This is a genomic window from Seohaeicola sp. (genome assembly GCF_048006315.1).
Classification (GTDB): domain Bacteria; phylum Pseudomonadota; class Alphaproteobacteria; order Rhodobacterales; family Rhodobacteraceae; genus Seohaeicola.
In genome coordinates, this window is sequence record NZ_CP180350.1 from 3,715,381 (window position 1) to 3,730,830 (window position 15,450).

Below are 15,450 nucleotides of genomic sequence, written 5' to 3' on the forward strand. Positions count from 1 at the left end.
ACCGATGCGACGGATAGCGAAACCGATGATCCTGACTGGTGGTGCACTGGCCGCACTGCTGCTTGCACCGCTGCACGGCGGCTCTGTCGGAGAGATGCGCCCGGCCTGGACCGGGGCCGCTATGGCGCAAGGGGCTGGCCTTGCCGAGGCGTCCCGCACCCTGAGCATCGGCGGGACGGGGCGCGTGGATCTTGCGCCCGACATGGCGATGGTCCGGATCGGTGTCACGCATCAGGACCGTGTCGCCGCCACGGCCTTGCGCATGACGTCGGATGCGGTGGCGGCCATGCTGGCGCGGTTGGAGGGCCTGGGCGTCGCGGCACGGGACATGCAGACCGCGGGCCTGTCGCTGAACCCGGTGTGGCGCGACCGGTCCGGGCAGCAGGGCCAGCCCGCACCCTGGGGGTTCGAGGCCAGCAATATCGTCAGCCTGCGCCTGCGCGACCTTGATGCGCTGGGCCCGGTGCTGGACGCTTTGGTCACCGATGGGGCCAACCGGCTGGACGGGGTCAGCTTCGGACTTCAGGACCCCGACAGCGCCATGGACGAGGCGCGGCGCCTTGCCGTGGCCGATGCAAGGCGCAAGGCCGCGCTGTTTGCCGAGGCTGCGGGCGTGCGCCTTGGGCCGGTGATCAGCCTGTCGGAAACCGGCGGAGGCATGCCACGACCGCAGATGATGGAAATGGCCGCGATGCGGTCCGATGCGGTGCCGATCGCGGCGGGCGAGGTGGGTGTGTCCGCATCGGTGCAGATGGTCTTTGCACTGGAATAGTCCGGGCTGGCGGGGGGCGCTGCCCCCCACGTTCAACTGCGTTGAACGCCCCCCCGGGATATTTTCGGCAAGAAGAAGGGGGGCTAGGCCCCTTCGTTGCCGGGACGCAACCTGACCATCGCATCCGGCCCCCTCGGGCCCAGGTCGAACAGATGGGGGCGGGCCAACAGGTAGGCGCGCCATGTGCGTTCGGGCTGCGTGCTGATCCGAAAATTGTGCATCCGATGCATGCGGGCCCCGAGAAGAGCCAGGCGCAACCCCTTGCCTTTCTGGCCTTGGGTGGCAATCTCGCGGCTGATCTTCCTGTCGATTTCCGTCAAAACGGTCGCCGCTTGCGTGGGTTCCGAAACAAGCGCCTTCGTTTCGGACCGCGTCAACTGGGTGAAGGCGGTGCAGGCCGCGCGCAAATGGCGGGGCGCCTTGTGATCGCCAAGGCCCATCACGGCGAACCCGAACTCCCGCAATCGCTGAGCAAGATGGGTGAAATCACCGTCCGAACTGACGATCACGAAACTGTCCGCCCTGTCAGACAGCGCCAGTTCCATGGCATCGATTGCCATCAGAAGGTCCGAAGCGTTCTTGCCTTGACCTGCATGGATCAGCCTGAAGCCGGGCACATCATGCCATGCCGTGGGGCGCTGGGCGTCGAGGTAGACCCGGATTACCTGTGGCGTTCCCTGCGCCTGTGCGATCCGCTGGATTTCAGGGGCATGCGTGCCCGCGACGTTGTCCCCATCCACCAGGACGGCAATCCGTTTTCTGACGTTATTCTCCACCGGTGCGGTGGCGACGGGCTGAGGGTCGTTCATGCAGAAAGTGTCTTTTCAAATGCAATTTCATTCAGGGTTGCATGGCGCGCCCGCATGATCAAGCATCCGTTGCGTCAAGCCGTGCCGTACCGCGCGCAAATGGAAAAGCCCGCCACCCTTTCAGGGGCGGCGGGCCTTGTGTCATTGGTCTGTCGTATTATGACGGCGGATCAGGCCGAGGCTTTCTTCAGCGCCTGGTCCAGATCTGCGATCAGGTCGTTCGCATCCTCGATCCCGATCGAGATGCGCACCACGTTGGGGCCTGCGCCGGCCGCGACCTGCTGGGCCTCGGACAGTTGGCGGTGGGTGGTGGAGGCCGAGTGTATCACGAGGCTGCGCGTGTCACCGAGGTTGGCGACATGGCTGAAAAGCTCGAGGCTGTCGACGAACTTGACGCAGGCCTCGTAGCCGCCCTTGAGGGCCACGGTGAAGAGGCCACCCGCACCGCGCGGGCAGATCCGCGCCACGCGATCGTTATAGGGCGAGGAGGGCAGGCCCGCATAGGTGACGTAATCCACCGCCGGGTGGGTTTCGAGCCAGCCGGCGACGGTCACCGCGTTCTCCACGTGGCGCTGCATCCGCAGGCTGAGGGTTTCGATGCCCATCAGCGTGTAATGCGCCGCCTGCGGGTTCATCGTCATGCCCAGATCGCGCAGGCCGATGGCGATGCCGTGGAAGGTGAAGGCCAGCGGGCCGAAGGTCTCGTGGAACTTGAGGCCGTGATAGGCGGGTTCGGGCGCGGAGAGGGAGGGGAACTTGTCCGAGGCCGACCAGTCGAAGCGGCCGCTGTCCACCACGGCGCCGCCGGTGACGGTGCCGTTGCCGGTCAGGTATTTGGTGGTCGAATGCACGACCAGTGTCGCGCCATGGTCGATCGGGCGGCAGAGATAGGGCGTGGCCGAGGTGTTGTCGACGATGAGAGGCACGCCGGCCGCGTCGGAAATCGCGCTGATCGCGTCCAGATCGGTGATATAGCCGCCGGGGTTGGCGATCGCCTCGCAGAAGACGGCGCGGGTGTCATCGTCGATGGCGGCCTTGACCGCGTCCAGATCGTCGAAATCGACGAATTTCGCGGACCAGCCGAAGCGCTTGATGGTCTGGCTGAACTGGGTGACGGTGCCGCCATAGAGCCGGGTCGAGGCCACGATGTTGCGCCCCGGCGCCATCAGCGGGAAAAGCGCCATGATCTGCGCGGCATGACCCGAAGAGCAGCAGACCGCGCCCACGCCACCCTCGAGCGTGGCGATGCGTTCCTGAAGCACGGCGACGGTGGGGTTGGTAAGGCGCGAGTAGATATAGCCCACTTCCTGCAGGTTGAAGAGGGCCGCAGCATGGTCCGCGTCGCGGAACACATAGGCCGTGGTCTGGTAGATCGGCGTCTGGCGCGCGCCTGTGGCGGGGTCGGGGCGGCTGCCTGCGTGGATCTGCAGGGTGTCGAAACCGTAGCCGGGTGCATCTGTCATTGAACTCTCCTCCCTTTTGTATTGGATTGCGCAAATCAGTAGGACATCGCGCGCCACATCACAACGGTGCTGCGCGCGGCAACAGGCGGGCAGCGGCCCGGAAAGGAAAAAGCATGCGTTCGGTCTTCCATCTTGCGATTCATGTTCACGATCTGGATGCGGCACGGGAATTCTATTCCGGCATCATGGGTGCCGAAGAGGGGCGCAGCACCGACACCTGGGTGGATTTCGATTTCTTCGGCCATCAGCTGAGCCTGCACAAGGGCACGCCCTTTGCCACGGCCAATACCGGCAAGGTCGGTGAACACATGGTACCGATGCCGCATTTCGGGATCGTGCTGGGGCTGGCGGACTGGAAGGTTCTGGCCAAGCGGCTGGAAGATGCGGGCGTCGATTTCGTGATCCCGCCCTCGGTGCGGTTCCAAGGTGAGCCGGGCGAGCAGTGGACCATGTTCTTCCGCGACCTGTCGGGCAACCCGATCGAAGTGAAGGGCTTTGCGGACACCACCGGGATTTTCGCGTCCTGACAACGGATTGCAGGGCGATTTCAATGTCGATGATACACGGCGGCGCGCATCCGGGCGATGCGCGCCGCGCGCGTTTCAGCGCATCCAGAAGCCTGCCTTCTTGATCTGGTTGCGGATCATCTGTTCGCGTCGCGGCAGGGCGTCGCGGTCGAACATCTCGCGCACCTTCTGGCCGCGTCCCTGGTAGATCATCCGCTTGGCGGGTTCGTATTCCTTGAGGACGCGCTTGACGCGGTTGGGCGTGCTCACCGCCTCAAGCACTTCGACCGCCCTGTCGCTTTCGCGCGCATAGAGCAGCGGCAAGAGCCTGTAGTGACAACTGACGTCGCCGTCGAGCAGGCCGCCGGGCAGGGTGTTGCGCCCGCCGCCGAAGCCGTGGATCACCAGCGGCAGCGCCACCTGGTCCAGCCAGGGATCAAGGGACTGGCAGACCAGTTCGGGCGGCGGGGTGTCGCGGATCGCAAGTGCCATGTCGAGGAACCGTTTCCCGAAGACATGGGGGCAGCGATAGAAGAAGAAGCCCGCGTTGAAATAGAGGTATTTCTGCCAGTATTCATCGGGTTGCGCGGGATCGAGCGAGCTTTCGAAATCCAGCCCGAAGCGGTCGTAGAGCGATTTCCAGATCGCGCTGTAGCCGGGGCCGTAAAGTTCGATCTGCGGCCATGTCCCCTCGCGGCGCAAGGATGCGGTGGGGCGGTCGAAATCGAAGGGCACCGTGCCCAGATCGCCGGTGATCAGCGTATCGGTGTCGAAGAAAACAAAGGGCTCGTCCTTGGGCAGGGCGAACAGCGCCTCGATCTTGTTGCCATAAGGGTAGGCCGCGCCGAAATGGCGGCTTTCAAAGGGGATCACCTGTGCCCCCAGCTCGTCCAGCAGGGCCAGAACATCGGCATCGATCACAGAGGGATCATTGGGCCAGAGCGGGCCGGGTTGCGGCACCGCCACGAAAAGCCGCGCGGCGTGATCGGGGCTGCTGTGGCGCAGGCTGGCCGCGAAAAGCAGCGCCTCGTATTGAAGCCGTCCGCGCTGGGCCACGATGAGAATGTTGAAAGGTTGGGTTTTGCCTGCCCGCTTCGCCATACTCTCGCACCCGTCACTGCCTGTCGTCAGGACGGACTATAGGCGGGTTCAAGCCGGTACAGAAGGGGGGATCGGGTGCGTATCGGCAGGTGTTGGTGCAGCCCCTTGTAATGGGCGCGCAGGATGGGCACTTTTGACCCGATGAAGGGCCCGGCTGGGTCCGGGATGGCAGGCCTGATGCCAAGTTACATATCGACCCTCTTGGCCCAAGCTGCTAGGGGAGGCCAGAAAACAGGACCGAGACAGATCGGTAGCAGACCCATGACACAGAAAATGCCCTGGAACGAACGCCTGCTGGCACGCATGCCTGCTGATCGGCTGCTCATGCGCTTGTTGCTGGAAAGTTTTACGGAACATCGCTGGAAATACCTGGCGGCCGTGGCCGCCATGATCATGGTTGCGGCCTCGACCGCTCTGTCTGCCTGGATGATGGGCGAGATCATCGACACGCTCTCCACCCCCGAGGATCGACGCCGCGTGATGATGGTGGGCGTCGGTGTGGCGTTGATCTTTGCCTTCAAGGGCGTCGCCTTCTATGCGCAGGCGGTACTGATGGCGCGGGCCGGCAACCGGATTGTCGCACAGAAGCAGATGCAGCTTTATGACCGTATGCTGAAGCAGGGTGTGGCCTTCTTCAACATGAACGAGTCCTCGGACCTGCTGCTGAAGGTCACCCAAAGCGCGCAGGCGGCACGGCGTGCGATCGACACCATCGTGACCGGCTTCATCCGGGACCTGCTCACGCTGATCGGACTGGTGGCGGTGATGTTCTATCAGCAGCCCTTCCTGTCCCTGATCAGCCTGGTCGTGGGGCCGGCCGCGCTTTACGGCCTGCAGAAAATCCTGAAGAACGTGCGTGCGATCATGGCGATGGAAATGGCCGGCCTTGGCGAGATCATCAAGGTCGTGCAGGAAACCTCGACCGGGGCGCGGGTGGTCAAGGCCTTCGGATTGGAACCACGGATGTCCACGCGGATGAACACGGCCGTCCGCGAGGTCGAAAAGCGCGCCAACCGGATGGTGCAGCTGGAGGCGGCGACGATGCCGCTGCTGGATATCATCACCGGGCTTGCCATCGCCTCGATCGTGATCCTGAGCGCCGTGAACATCTTTGGACAGGCCCCGGGCACGCCGGGGCAGCTGATGTCCTTCGTGACGGCCTTCCTGATGGCCTATGAACCCGCCAAGCGGCTGTCGCGGATGCGGGTGATCATCGAAAGCAGCATGGTCGGCATCAAGATGATGTATGACCTGCTGGATCAGCCGATGACCATGGCCGAGGATCCCGATGCGGTGCCGCTCGAGGATGGGCCCGGCGCTGTCCAGCTTGAGGATGTGCATTTCGCCTATAATGAAAAGGCCGCCGTGGTGAATGGCGTGTCGACAGCCTTTGCCGCCGGCAAGACAACGGCGCTTGTCGGTCCCTCTGGCGGGGGCAAGTCTACGCTGCTGAACCTGATCCTGCGGCTTTACGATCCCGTCGCGGGGCGCGTGCTGATCGACGGGCAGGATATCGCCAAGGCGACGTTCATGTCATTGCGCAGCAAGATTGCCTTCGTGGGGCAGGACACGTTCCTGTTTTCCGCCACCGTGATGGACAACCTGCGGCTGGCGCGGCCCGATGCCTCGGATGACGAGGTTGTCGAGGCGGCGAAGATCGCCCATGCCCATGAGTTCATCGAGAAGCTGCCGCAGGGCTATCAGACCCAGATCGGCGAGAACGGGTCCTTCCTGTCGGGTGGACAGCGTCAGCGCCTGTCGATCGCCCGCGCCGTGTTGCGCCGCGCGCCGATCCTGCTTTTGGACGAGGCGACAAGCGCGCTGGACAGCCATTCCGAGGTCCTGGTGCGCGATGCGCTGGCCCGGATCACCGAAGGGGTGACGACCATCGTGATCGCGCACCGCCTGTCCACCGTGATGAACGCCGATTGCATCTGCTATGTCGAGGCGGGACAGATACTGGAACAGGGAACCGTCGATGAACTGTTGGCCAAGGACGGCAAGTTCAAGGCGCTGCATGATGTGCAGTTCGGTGGGGCGCGATCGGTCGCGGAATAGGCCATGCGGCGGCGATTGTGCCGGGTTGGGGCAGGGCCGCCGGTAAACCTGAGCCTACGTGCTGCTGTATCTTGCCTTGGAGGTTTCCCTTGAAGGCCGCGGTGGGCGCGACACGCACCAGTCGCGCGTGTGGACAAGCTCTTGCACCTGTTCGAAAGAACCTGGCCGTATTTCATCGCCTATCGCGGGTTTGACGGGTACTTTGCCGGACCGTCAGCTGCGGTTGAGTTCCTCATCCGTGCAGACGTTCCGTCAGGACATCGCGCCTTGAGGTCAATTTGCCGGTTGGCGCGACCGGGAAAAGACCCCTTTGAGCGACAGGGCCCGTTTCTCGACCAGATGCCATGACGTGAAGGCAAACCCCAGCGAAATGACGAGCGTCCAAAGGATGTGCGCGACAAATGGCATGTCACGTCCGAATGCCCATGACAGCGTTTGCGCAACCGGAAAGCCATAAAGATAGACGCCGTAGGACATGTCACCGAACCTGCCGGCGCGCCTGATGAAAGGCGTTGAACTATTGCCGAAGGCCACAACGGCATAGCTGAGGATCACGATGTTCAGAAGACTGAACGCGGCAAACGTGCCTTGCAGCAGATAGCTTCCTGCAACCAGTACCAGCGCCACTGGCAGCGACTGGGGTATGACCCGCGAGAACAGGAAAAGACAACCGCCGACCATGAAGTAAGGTGTGACATCCAGAAAGGCAGTCACAAGCATCCCTTGCACGATCAGCCCCTGGAAAAGCTCGGGCAGGAAAAATGTGCGCACCGCGACGGTTGTCAGAAACACCAAGGTCAGCACAAGCCAACCGAACTTGAAAAACTGCTGTGAGGACCACAGGGTTGCGACCCCGAGGAGCAAGACGAAGAAATACATCGTCGCCTCGACCGGCAGGGTCCAAAGCGAGCCGTTGACCGCCGAGGGATAGATGTTGCCGTCAAAAACGCCGGGCAGAAAGTAGCGGATATTCAGCAGGATATTCTTGAAATACGATATCAGGACGGGACTTGAGAAGTAATCGCCCAACGAGAGTGTCGTCACCAGAGGTCCCAGAACAAAGGCTGACAGCATCACGACGACAAACAGGGCAGGCAGGATCCGCAGGCCGCGTTTCATGGTGTAGCGCCAAGGGTCGGGATCCCTGACCCAACTTGCAACGATCAGGTAACCCGAGACGACAAAGAAGACTTTCACGGCCAGCGTATGGATCGAACTTCCCATGAAGGCGGGAAGTCCGGGTTCGTCCAGCAGGGGATAAGCGTGGCCCCAGATCACGAGGGACGCAGCAACAAGTCTTACGAAGTCGAAATTATTGGGATGTGCGCTCACGACGGTTTTCCTAGTTCATGCCCGGATCGCCACAGCGAGGACATCAGCATCAAGTACACTCTGCTTCGATTGAACAGAGCGATTGCGGCATGTCACGGGTTTTTCAAGGTCTGGCTTTTGAAATGTTCCTCATTCCTCTTGCCCACGGCGTCTTCGGCGGCAAGCATCACGCGGGTTCTTTCGGACCTGAAGTTGTAGTCTCCGGGCACCCGGTACAAAGACGTCGTCTTGGGCACATAGTGAAACGCACCCGCGCTGGAATAGCGGCACCAGAGGTTCCAGTCCTCCAAGTGATCGATCTCCAAATCGAAGCCACCGAAGGTTTCGTAGAGTTCGCGACGAAACAGAACGCTCTGGATCGGAAGGAAGTTGATCTTGCGAAGTTTCTTCACGCTGAATGGCGTCGCGTGTGACGGTACACTGAGCGGAGTACCTTCGCGATAGCGCCCGCTCTGGTCAAAGAATGTCGGGATCTCCCACGCGAGCGCGTAAGCGGCGGGCGCGGCGGTATTCGCCATCAAGCCACGCACAAGAAGCTCGACGTGATCCGCCAGGAGCAGGTCGTCATTGTCCAGAAACATCATGAACTGGCCTCTGGCGCGGTCCAGACCCGTATTGCCGGCCGCCGAGCGACCATGGCCCTCTGATTTGATGTAGCGAATGTTCTTGTTATAGGCTGCGCGCAAATCCTCGGTCAGATCTTCGGCAAAATTGGTGCGATCTTCGATGATCAGATGTTCGATGTTTTGATAGGTCTGATTGCAAACCGACAGTATGGCCTCTGCGAGCATTTGGGTGTTCGGGCCGTGTGTTCTGGTCACGATCGAAACGAGCGGTCCGTCAAGTGGCTCCTCGCTTTGCAAGGGTGTATCAAAACCCTGCTTGCTGACCTCATAGTCAAAGCCGTTGAATGGAAAATGAACCTGGACTTCGGGTTGCTTCGTCTTCTGGAAGTGCTGCCGATTGTTCTTCACAATCTCTTTGGCCTTGACCAACCCGCTTCGGCGGTTTCTGTCAATTTCATTCACGATGAGGCTTTCCAGCATCTGCACGCCTTCGCGGGCCAATGCCTCTGTGCCATAGCGATGCCTGAGCAGGATATTCGACGATATCGAACCCGCGAACTGATCCGGACGCAGTTTTGTATCCTTGAAATCAACATGATGGGTCACGGTGACGTGCGGCAGATACCTGATCCTGAAGCCCGCTCCGCGAAACCGGAATGACAGTTCGACGTCCTCGCCATACATGAAGATACGCTCTTCATAGCCGCCAACCTTGTCATAGGCGCTGCGTCTGATGAGGATGCATGCATGGCTGGACCAACTGGTTTCCAGGGATATCGGATCGTAGAATTTCGGATGCTCGTAGGGGCACTGTCTGAGTTCCCAACTGGCGACATCATCCCTGTCCGCCAAAGCCACCTTGACGGCTTTGACCAGCAAGTCCTTGTGAAACTGAAGATCGACATTGGACACGAAAACAAGGTCGTCTTCGGAGGCTTTGAACGACACGTCGTGGCCTGCACCAAAGCCCAGGTTGTCCTGCTTTCGAAGGATGACAGACGCAAAGTCTGCCTTGTGGCTGTCCATGAACGTCGTGATTTTCTCAACGGTTTCGTCTGTTGATCCGTTGTCCACGAAGGAAATGTTCAGCTTCGCGCTGGGGTAATTCTGCGCAAGGAGTGACGTGAACAGGTCATCCAGCCATCTTGCGCTGTTGTAGGTCACAAAGGAAACGGTGACCTTTGGCAACGTGGTGAGATCCGTGTCAGACAAGGCGCGATTGATTGCGGCATGCCATGTGCTGTCCACAGCCTCACGGCGCTTGCGCTGTATCTCTCCGTTGAAAGGTGGCAACGCCTGCTGCGAATTACGCAACTCCTGCGATGCGCTTGCTTCCAGCAGTTTTTGAGACAGCCAGCGGTAGTCACGTTTCGTGGCAGACTCCGCAAATTTGGCACGTCTGCGCTCGGGGAATAATGGGACGTTGACCATCAGGCGAGCCAACGAGAACTTGAGCATGTTCTTGAAGGGTTTCCTGAGAAATCTTGCCGACAAATCAATTGGATTCAGGTGGACCGGCTCTGCCGGTCCGGCCTTTTTCCCTGTCCGGTCGGTGGGGGCGCTGGTGGGACCCTCTAAATCGTCATCAACAATCATTCAATCTGTCCTAACCATCAATAAAAAGTATCGCTACTAAAAATGCCCAAAGCTTGCAACCTGAGGAAAGTCTGATCAACGGCCTCGGCTGCGCCGATATTGCCGCTTGAGGGCACTATGGGGCCAGACAAGCACCGTTTCCAGTGATTTTGGCGCTGTTTGAGCCGCCTGAGCGGCGTTGATGCCGATTTCCGACAAACTCGTCCTCATGCCAGTAGCCGTCGTCGGACGAGGAACAGGTTGCCGAGCGCGAACAGTGTGAACAGATGGGCCCGGTTCTTTGCCAAACCGCGATACCGCGTTTTCATGTGACCGAACTGCCGCTTGATGACCCGGAAGGGATGTTCGACCTTGGCGCGCACCATGGCGATGATCCGGTTGATCTCCTCGTCGATGGGGTCGAGCTTGCCGCCCTTGGGCGCCTTGCGCATCACACCCCAGACCTTGCCATCCTTGCTGAACGCAGCCTCGCGCTCGGCGCTGACATAGCCCTTGTCGGCCCAGACCGACTTCTCTTCGCCATGGAGCAGTTCATCCCAGACCCGGCTGTCATGCACCTTTGCGGTCGTGGCCTCTAGGCTGTGGACAGTGCCGCTGTCCACGTCGACACCGACATGGGCCTTCATGCCAAAATACCAGTCATTGCCCTTCTTTGTCGAAGACATCTCGGGGTCCCGCGCCCTGGCCTGGTTCTTGGTCGAAGACGGCGCATCGATAATCGTGGCATCCACCAGCGTGCCAGAGCGCAGCGTGATCCCCTTGTCTGCCAGATGCGCGTTCACTTCGGCGAAGATCACCTCGGTCAGCCCGTGACGCTCAAGAAGATGCCGGCAGTTGAGGATGGTGGTCTCGTCGGGGATGCGGTCATAGCCCAGTTCGATCCCAGCGAAGCGGCGCATCGCTTCACTGTCATACAGCGTCTCTTCGGCCATCGGGTCGCTCAGGGCGTACCAATTCTGTAGGAAGTAAATGCGCAGCATCGTCTCCAGCGGCATCGGAGGCCGCCCGCCCTTCGGCCCAACCTTCGGGTAATGTGGCGCGATCAGCGCAAGCAGCCGCCCCCACGGAACCACCGCATCCATCTCTGCCAGAAACTGCTCGCGCCGTGTGATCTTCTTCTTCATCGCGTCGCAAAGGCCGGGAATGGCGGGCTGTTTGGGCATGAACACGGTCTCCTTCGATCGATGCCCGCAGCCTACCACATCACACTGAAACCGGCAGGTTTTTCAGACTTTCCCTGACTTGCCGGTCAAACCGTTGTATCGTTAAGCAAAAAATTGGTTGAATTGCTGGGTGTCCAAATCCTGTTCACTGACTTTGCGTCCATACGGCAATCCGACCATGGCTTGCCGCAAGGTGGTGCCTTTGACATTTCCTTGACGCAACGATACACGCTCACCTCGTGGGCTCGAGAGGCGCGCAGTGGTAGGCAAATATCATTTCAATTCGCAAGGTCTGTGCGGTATTCGAAGGATCTGCCAATTTGTTTAGATTGTGAGATCATGCCAAACAGCTTTCAGCCAGCCAATGAGTCCGGGTCGACCATCCTTTCCTTCACCGGGGAACGCTACACTCCTGAAACGCAAGGCAATATCTACCTCGAGCATATGCATCGCTACCTGATGGTCAGTGATCTTGTGATGGGCAAGGATGTACTGGACATAGCCAGTGGCGAAGGTTTCGGCAGCTATGCCATGTCCCAGCGCGCAAGAAGTGTCGTTGGCGTGGATATCGACGCGTCTTCTGTCGAACATGCCTTGAGGCGCTACAAAAGGCCGAATGTCGATTTCCGCTCTGGCAGTTGCAGCGACATTCCCCTTGAAGATGACAGCGTCGATGTCGTTGTGAGCTTCGAGACGATAGAGCACCACGACGAACACGACCGGATGATGCAGGAAGTGCGCCGCGTGCTGCGTCCCGGCGGTGTTTTCATCATCTCCAGCCCCGAAAAGCATGAATATACGGATGTGCCGGGTACGCGGAACCCGTACCACGTCAAGGAACTCTACCGCGATGAATTTCAATCGCTCATGCGCGCCAATTTTCGGAACGTGGCGCTTTACGGTCAACGTGTCGTCTTTGGGTCTGCCATTTTTCTCGAGGGTGCGCCGAGCCATGTGAAGACCACGGATTCCCACACACTGGAGGACTCCGACGGTCTTGCGCGGCCGATATACCTGATCGCCATCGCAAGCGATGCAGAGCTTCCCAAGCTTCCCGCAAGCAGTCTTTTCGAGGAAGATGTTCTCAATAGCGAAGTTGTCGGTGTCAAACTTCAGCATCTCAAAGCGGAGCGAGAAGAGGCCCAGCAGTCGACTGCACATCTTCAGGCGCTGGCCGATGCACGTCAGAGCGTCATCGAGGCGTTGGAGGCCCGGCGCCAGCGATCCTTGCGGAAACGTATCAAGAAGGGTCTGCGCAGCGCGAAGAAAGACATTTCAAGCTTTTTCAACCGGTCCGGAGACCAGCAAGCCCTGCCTTCTTCGGAAGAGCCCATGGCAAGCGGCGCCGCGGATGTCGTCGAGAAAAAGCCCGAGATCGAATTGCTGTTCCCCATCGGTCATTTCTATTCGCCGATTGCGGACCCGGAAGACATACAGAGCCGACGCGACGTGATTTTTCGGCCCCGCAGCGGCACTCCGGGTGTCGACTACAGGATCGACGATCAACTGGCGCTGATCAAGACCCTCGCGCCGCATGTCGCGCAGATCGACTATCCGACGGAAAAGCCGTCGGATCCGACAACATATTTCTACGGTAACGATCAGTATCCGGTTCTTGATGCGGATTTCCTCTATGCGGCGCTCTGCCATTTCCGGCCCAAGAACATGATCGAAGTGGGGTCGGGTTTTTCATCGCTCATCACTGCGGATGTGAACCGTCGTGTTCTTGATGGCGCCATCAACTTTACATGCGTTGAACCTTATCCCCGCCAATTCCTTCTGGACGGGGTCGATGGCATCTCGCAACTGGTCGTGTCGAAGGTCGAAGATCTTGAACTGTCCTTCTTCGATCAATTGGGCGACGGAGACCTTCTGTTCATCGATTCATCGCATGTCTCAAAGGTCGGAAGCGATGTGAATTACCTGTTCTTCGAAGTGATTCCGAGGTTGCGACCGGGGGTCATGGTGCATATCCACGACATCTTTCTGCCCGACGAATATCCCGAGCAATGGGCGCTGCACCAGAACCGCAACTGGAACGAGCAGTATGTCTTGCAAGCCTTCATGCAATACAATTCGGAATGGAACGTGCTCTGGGCGGCGCATTTGATGGGAACGCGACACACAAAAGAGGTGCGGCAGGTGTTCAGCCGTTATCCTGATCTTGGTGGCGGGGGCAGTTTCTGGATCCAGCGCCGTTGACGTGACCCTCAGGTCAAGGGCGTCAGCGGCACCAGGTATTGCTGATAGACCGTTGTTCTCGCGCCATACATTTCCTTTTGGCGTGACAGGCCGACGTTCAATTCACGGCCCTGATCGACTGTCGAAATCCCGAAGTCGAACCAATCGCGGTCCTTGAAGGTCTCGGTGATCAAGTGGGAGACGATCGCGTCTATTGCCCCGATGTCGCGCCCCTCCTGCGTGGAAGAGATATATTGCGCGTGAACCGTCGGCCCGCAATCGAACATCAGAATGCCAGCGCAGATATCGCCCTTCAGTCTTGCCTCGAACAATCGGATTTCCTGGGGGAAACGTCCTGCCAGCAATTCAAGCTCTGCCTGGCTATGTGTCGGGCTGGCGCCGTGTCGGCTTGCAAGGTTCTGTGCCAACATGCTCGAGAAATCGGAAAAGCTCTGGCTCTCGATGACTTCGATACCGGCTTTTGCCGCAGCTTTCACACCCGCTCTTTTTGATTTGGCGAAGCCCAGCGAATTCCTCAGGGGCACGGTGCCGGACAGGTCGCTCCGGCAAATCTGCGCACCGCACAGGAACAGGGCCTGCAGATCCTCTTCTGCGGGGATCCTGTGATAGAAATGCGGCACCGGTTTGTAGAGCATCGCTGTGAAACCGTCTGCCCGGCAATGATCCAGTATGATCGGGAACGCCTCGAGGGCGAGCGCGGCTGTCATCTTGTTTCCGGTTACAAGCCCGCCATATGTCAGCCCGCCATGAGAGGCTATCATCCCTTGGGCGCCGCGACTGGCGGGTAGCAGGGCAACCAATCGTTCATCTTCGAAGACCATCAAGGAATGATCGGTAATTCTGTCGGCGTGATAGTCCATGTAATCGCGACGAAAAAGAAACGTCCCGTTCTTCGATGCATCGACGAAGCTGTCCCAGGCTTCCTTGTCGCCCGCGTTGTACTGCCTGACCGAGATCATGGGGCAAGTCCGTTCGACCAACGCGCGACGCCCACGCCGGTGCGTCCCATTCCATTGCCGTTGTAGAACAGCAAGCTTTCGCCTGCCTCGGTGTCCAACCGCGCCGGGTAACACGTCATTTCGCCATCCCATGCGTTTGTCGGCCCGCGCGGCAATTCGACGACGGGATCACTTTCAAACCGTACCCCGTCTTCGGAGATCAGCCGCCGTGTGGCATATTGCTTTGATAGTGTGTCAGAGGTCACCCGAAGTTCGTAGCCGCCCGAAGGCCGGCGATTGGCGCGCGGACGTCCGACGCGATATTCATCGCCGGATACTTCAAAAATCTGGACCGCAGTCCGGCTGTCCCAGAAAATGCCGTCTTCACTGGTTTGCACCCAGCAATTGTATTGCGGATAGGTGAGCTGGTCTATCGTCTGCCAGCGCTGCCCGCAGGATACCCATGCACGAAAGCCGCTTTCGGTCTGTTCGATACTGTGAAGGGCATTGATGAACAGGGCATGGGGGGCGCGATCAAGAACGGGTGTTTCCTGCACGCGTTGGAAATGCATTCCCTCGTCGCGGCTTTCCGCGCAGCCTGTAAAGGCAAGGAACTTTACCTTCTCCACCAGCTGGAAACCAACGTAGTAGAGCCTCAGGGTGCCGTCTGGCAGCCTGATGACGTCGCCAAGGATGACCCCGTTGTCGTCGAACATTCCCGGTCGGCCGATATCCAGGGCAGGGGTGTCGCAGGTGGCAAGAACCCGCGTGGGATCTGTCGCCGACACATCCACCCATCCGATCCGCGAGACACCTGCATCGTCACGGATTCCGCCAAACAGCCGAATTCTGTCAGAGTCCATCTGAAGGGGCACGGGCGTCATGAACCCGTGACGCGCCCAGGGCACAGTTCCGTCCGGGCAATAGACAAGCCCAAGCTTTTC

At 59.7% G+C, this 15,450-nt stretch carries 12 protein-coding genes; 4 read left to right on the forward strand and 8 right to left on the reverse strand.

Annotated features, from left to right (window positions below):
• Nucleotides 1–4 precede the first annotated feature (4 nt).
• Nucleotides 5–772, forward strand: coding sequence for an SIMPL domain-containing protein (locus ACMUJL_RS18400; protein ID WP_375571875.1), 768 nt, complete (start codon nt 5–7; stop codon nt 770–772).
• A gap of 83 nt (nt 773–855) precedes the next feature.
• Here ACMUJL_RS18400 and ACMUJL_RS18405 read toward each other — a convergent pair whose 3' ends face one another.
• Nucleotides 856–1,581, reverse strand: coding sequence for an NYN domain-containing protein (locus ACMUJL_RS18405; RefSeq protein WP_375571873.1), 726 nt, complete (start codon nt 1,579–1,581; stop codon nt 856–858).
• A gap of 170 nt (nt 1,582–1,751) precedes the next feature.
• Nucleotides 1,752–3,044, reverse strand: a complete 1,293-nt coding sequence (locus ACMUJL_RS18410; RefSeq protein WP_375571871.1) for an O-acetylhomoserine aminocarboxypropyltransferase/cysteine synthase family protein — start codon at nt 3,042–3,044, stop codon at nt 1,752–1,754.
• A 113-nt stretch (nt 3,045–3,157) separates the two neighbouring features.
• On the opposite strand from ACMUJL_RS18410, the gene ACMUJL_RS18415 reads away from it, so the two are divergent.
• Nucleotides 3,158–3,571, forward strand: coding sequence for a VOC family protein (locus ACMUJL_RS18415; RefSeq protein ID WP_375571869.1), 414 nt, complete (start codon nt 3,158–3,160; stop codon nt 3,569–3,571).
• A gap of 75 nt (nt 3,572–3,646) precedes the next feature.
• Here ACMUJL_RS18415 and ACMUJL_RS18420 read toward each other — a convergent pair whose 3' ends face one another.
• A complete protein-coding gene (locus tag ACMUJL_RS18420; RefSeq protein ID WP_375571867.1) occupies nt 3,647–4,651 on the reverse strand; it encodes a hypothetical protein in 1,005 nt (334 codons plus the stop codon).
• A gap of 261 nt (nt 4,652–4,912) precedes the next feature.
• Here ACMUJL_RS18420 and ACMUJL_RS18425 point away from each other — a divergent pair, with 261 nt between their 5' ends.
• Nucleotides 4,913–6,709 carry an ABC transporter ATP-binding protein gene (locus ACMUJL_RS18425; RefSeq protein ID WP_375571865.1) on the forward strand — a complete coding sequence of 599 codons (1,797 nt, stop codon included), beginning with the start codon at nt 4,913–4,915 and terminating at the stop codon, nt 6,707–6,709.
• Nucleotides 6,710–6,982: 273 nt separating this feature from the next.
• On the opposite strand, the gene ACMUJL_RS18430 is transcribed toward ACMUJL_RS18425, so the two are convergent.
• The 3 genes from ACMUJL_RS18430 to ACMUJL_RS18440 form a co-directional block, all read right to left on the reverse strand.
• On the reverse strand, nt 6,983–8,041 hold the full coding sequence (locus ACMUJL_RS18430) for an acyltransferase family protein (protein WP_375571863.1): 1,059 nt from the start codon (nt 8,039–8,041) through the stop codon (nt 6,983–6,985).
• Between the two features lie 92 nt (nt 8,042–8,133).
• Complete coding sequence (locus ACMUJL_RS18435; protein ID WP_416914383.1) at nt 8,134–10,203, reverse strand: glycosyltransferase family 2 protein; 2,070 nt, start codon at nt 10,201–10,203, stop codon at nt 8,134–8,136.
• Between the two features lie 206 nt (nt 10,204–10,409).
• Nucleotides 10,410–11,366 carry an IS5 family transposase gene (locus ACMUJL_RS18440; protein WP_375568772.1) on the reverse strand — a complete coding sequence of 319 codons (957 nt, stop codon included), beginning with the start codon at nt 11,364–11,366 and terminating at the stop codon, nt 10,410–10,412.
• Nucleotides 11,367–11,705: 339 nt separating this feature from the next.
• On the opposite strand from ACMUJL_RS18440, the gene ACMUJL_RS18445 reads away from it, so the two are divergent.
• A complete protein-coding gene (locus ACMUJL_RS18445) occupies nt 11,706–13,568 on the forward strand; it encodes a methyltransferase domain-containing protein (protein ID WP_375571859.1) in 1,863 nt (620 codons plus the stop codon).
• A gap of 8 nt (nt 13,569–13,576) precedes the next feature.
• Here the strand turns inward: ACMUJL_RS18445 and ACMUJL_RS18450 are convergent, their stop codons facing one another.
• Entirely contained in the window at nt 13,577–14,527 is a 951-nt protein-coding gene (locus ACMUJL_RS18450) for a GNAT family N-acetyltransferase (protein WP_375571857.1), read from the reverse strand.
• Complete coding sequence (locus ACMUJL_RS18455; RefSeq protein WP_416914384.1) at nt 14,524–15,390, reverse strand: hypothetical protein; 867 nt, start codon at nt 15,388–15,390, stop codon at nt 14,524–14,526. The genes ACMUJL_RS18450 and ACMUJL_RS18455 overlap by 4 nt, the downstream gene beginning before the upstream one ends.
• Between the last annotated feature and the right edge of the window lie 60 nt (nt 15,391–15,450).

What these genes read in the sequence shown, in the direction of transcription:
- ACMUJL_RS18455 (WP_416914384.1), bottom strand. Translation starts at nt 15,390, where the DNA reads ATGACGCCCGTGCCCCTTCAGATGGACTCTGACAGAATTCGGCTGTTT.
- ACMUJL_RS18450 (WP_375571857.1), bottom strand. Translation starts at nt 14,527, where the DNA reads ATGATCTCGGTCAGGCAGTACAACGCGGGCGACAAGGAAGCCTGGGAC.
- ACMUJL_RS18415 (WP_375571869.1), top strand. Translation starts at nt 3,158, where the DNA reads ATGCGTTCGGTCTTCCATCTTGCGATTCATGTTCACGATCTGGATGCG.
- ACMUJL_RS18405 (WP_375571873.1), bottom strand. Translation starts at nt 1,581, where the DNA reads ATGAACGACCCTCAGCCCGTCGCCACCGCACCGGTGGAGAATAACGTC.
- ACMUJL_RS18435 (WP_416914383.1), bottom strand. Translation starts at nt 10,203, where the DNA reads ATGATTGTTGATGACGATTTAGAGGGTCCCACCAGCGCCCCCACCGAC.
- ACMUJL_RS18445 (WP_375571859.1), top strand. Translation starts at nt 11,706, where the DNA reads ATGCCAAACAGCTTTCAGCCAGCCAATGAGTCCGGGTCGACCATCCTT.
- ACMUJL_RS18440 (WP_375568772.1), bottom strand. Translation starts at nt 11,366, where the DNA reads ATGCCCAAACAGCCCGCCATTCCCGGCCTTTGCGACGCGATGAAGAAG.
- ACMUJL_RS18420 (WP_375571867.1), bottom strand. Translation starts at nt 4,651, where the DNA reads ATGGCGAAGCGGGCAGGCAAAACCCAACCTTTCAACATTCTCATCGTG.
- ACMUJL_RS18400 (WP_375571875.1), top strand. Translation starts at nt 5, where the DNA reads ATGCGACGGATAGCGAAACCGATGATCCTGACTGGTGGTGCACTGGCC.
- ACMUJL_RS18425 (WP_375571865.1), top strand. Translation starts at nt 4,913, where the DNA reads ATGACACAGAAAATGCCCTGGAACGAACGCCTGCTGGCACGCATGCCT.
- ACMUJL_RS18410 (WP_375571871.1), bottom strand. Translation starts at nt 3,044, where the DNA reads ATGACAGATGCACCCGGCTACGGTTTCGACACCCTGCAGATCCACGCA.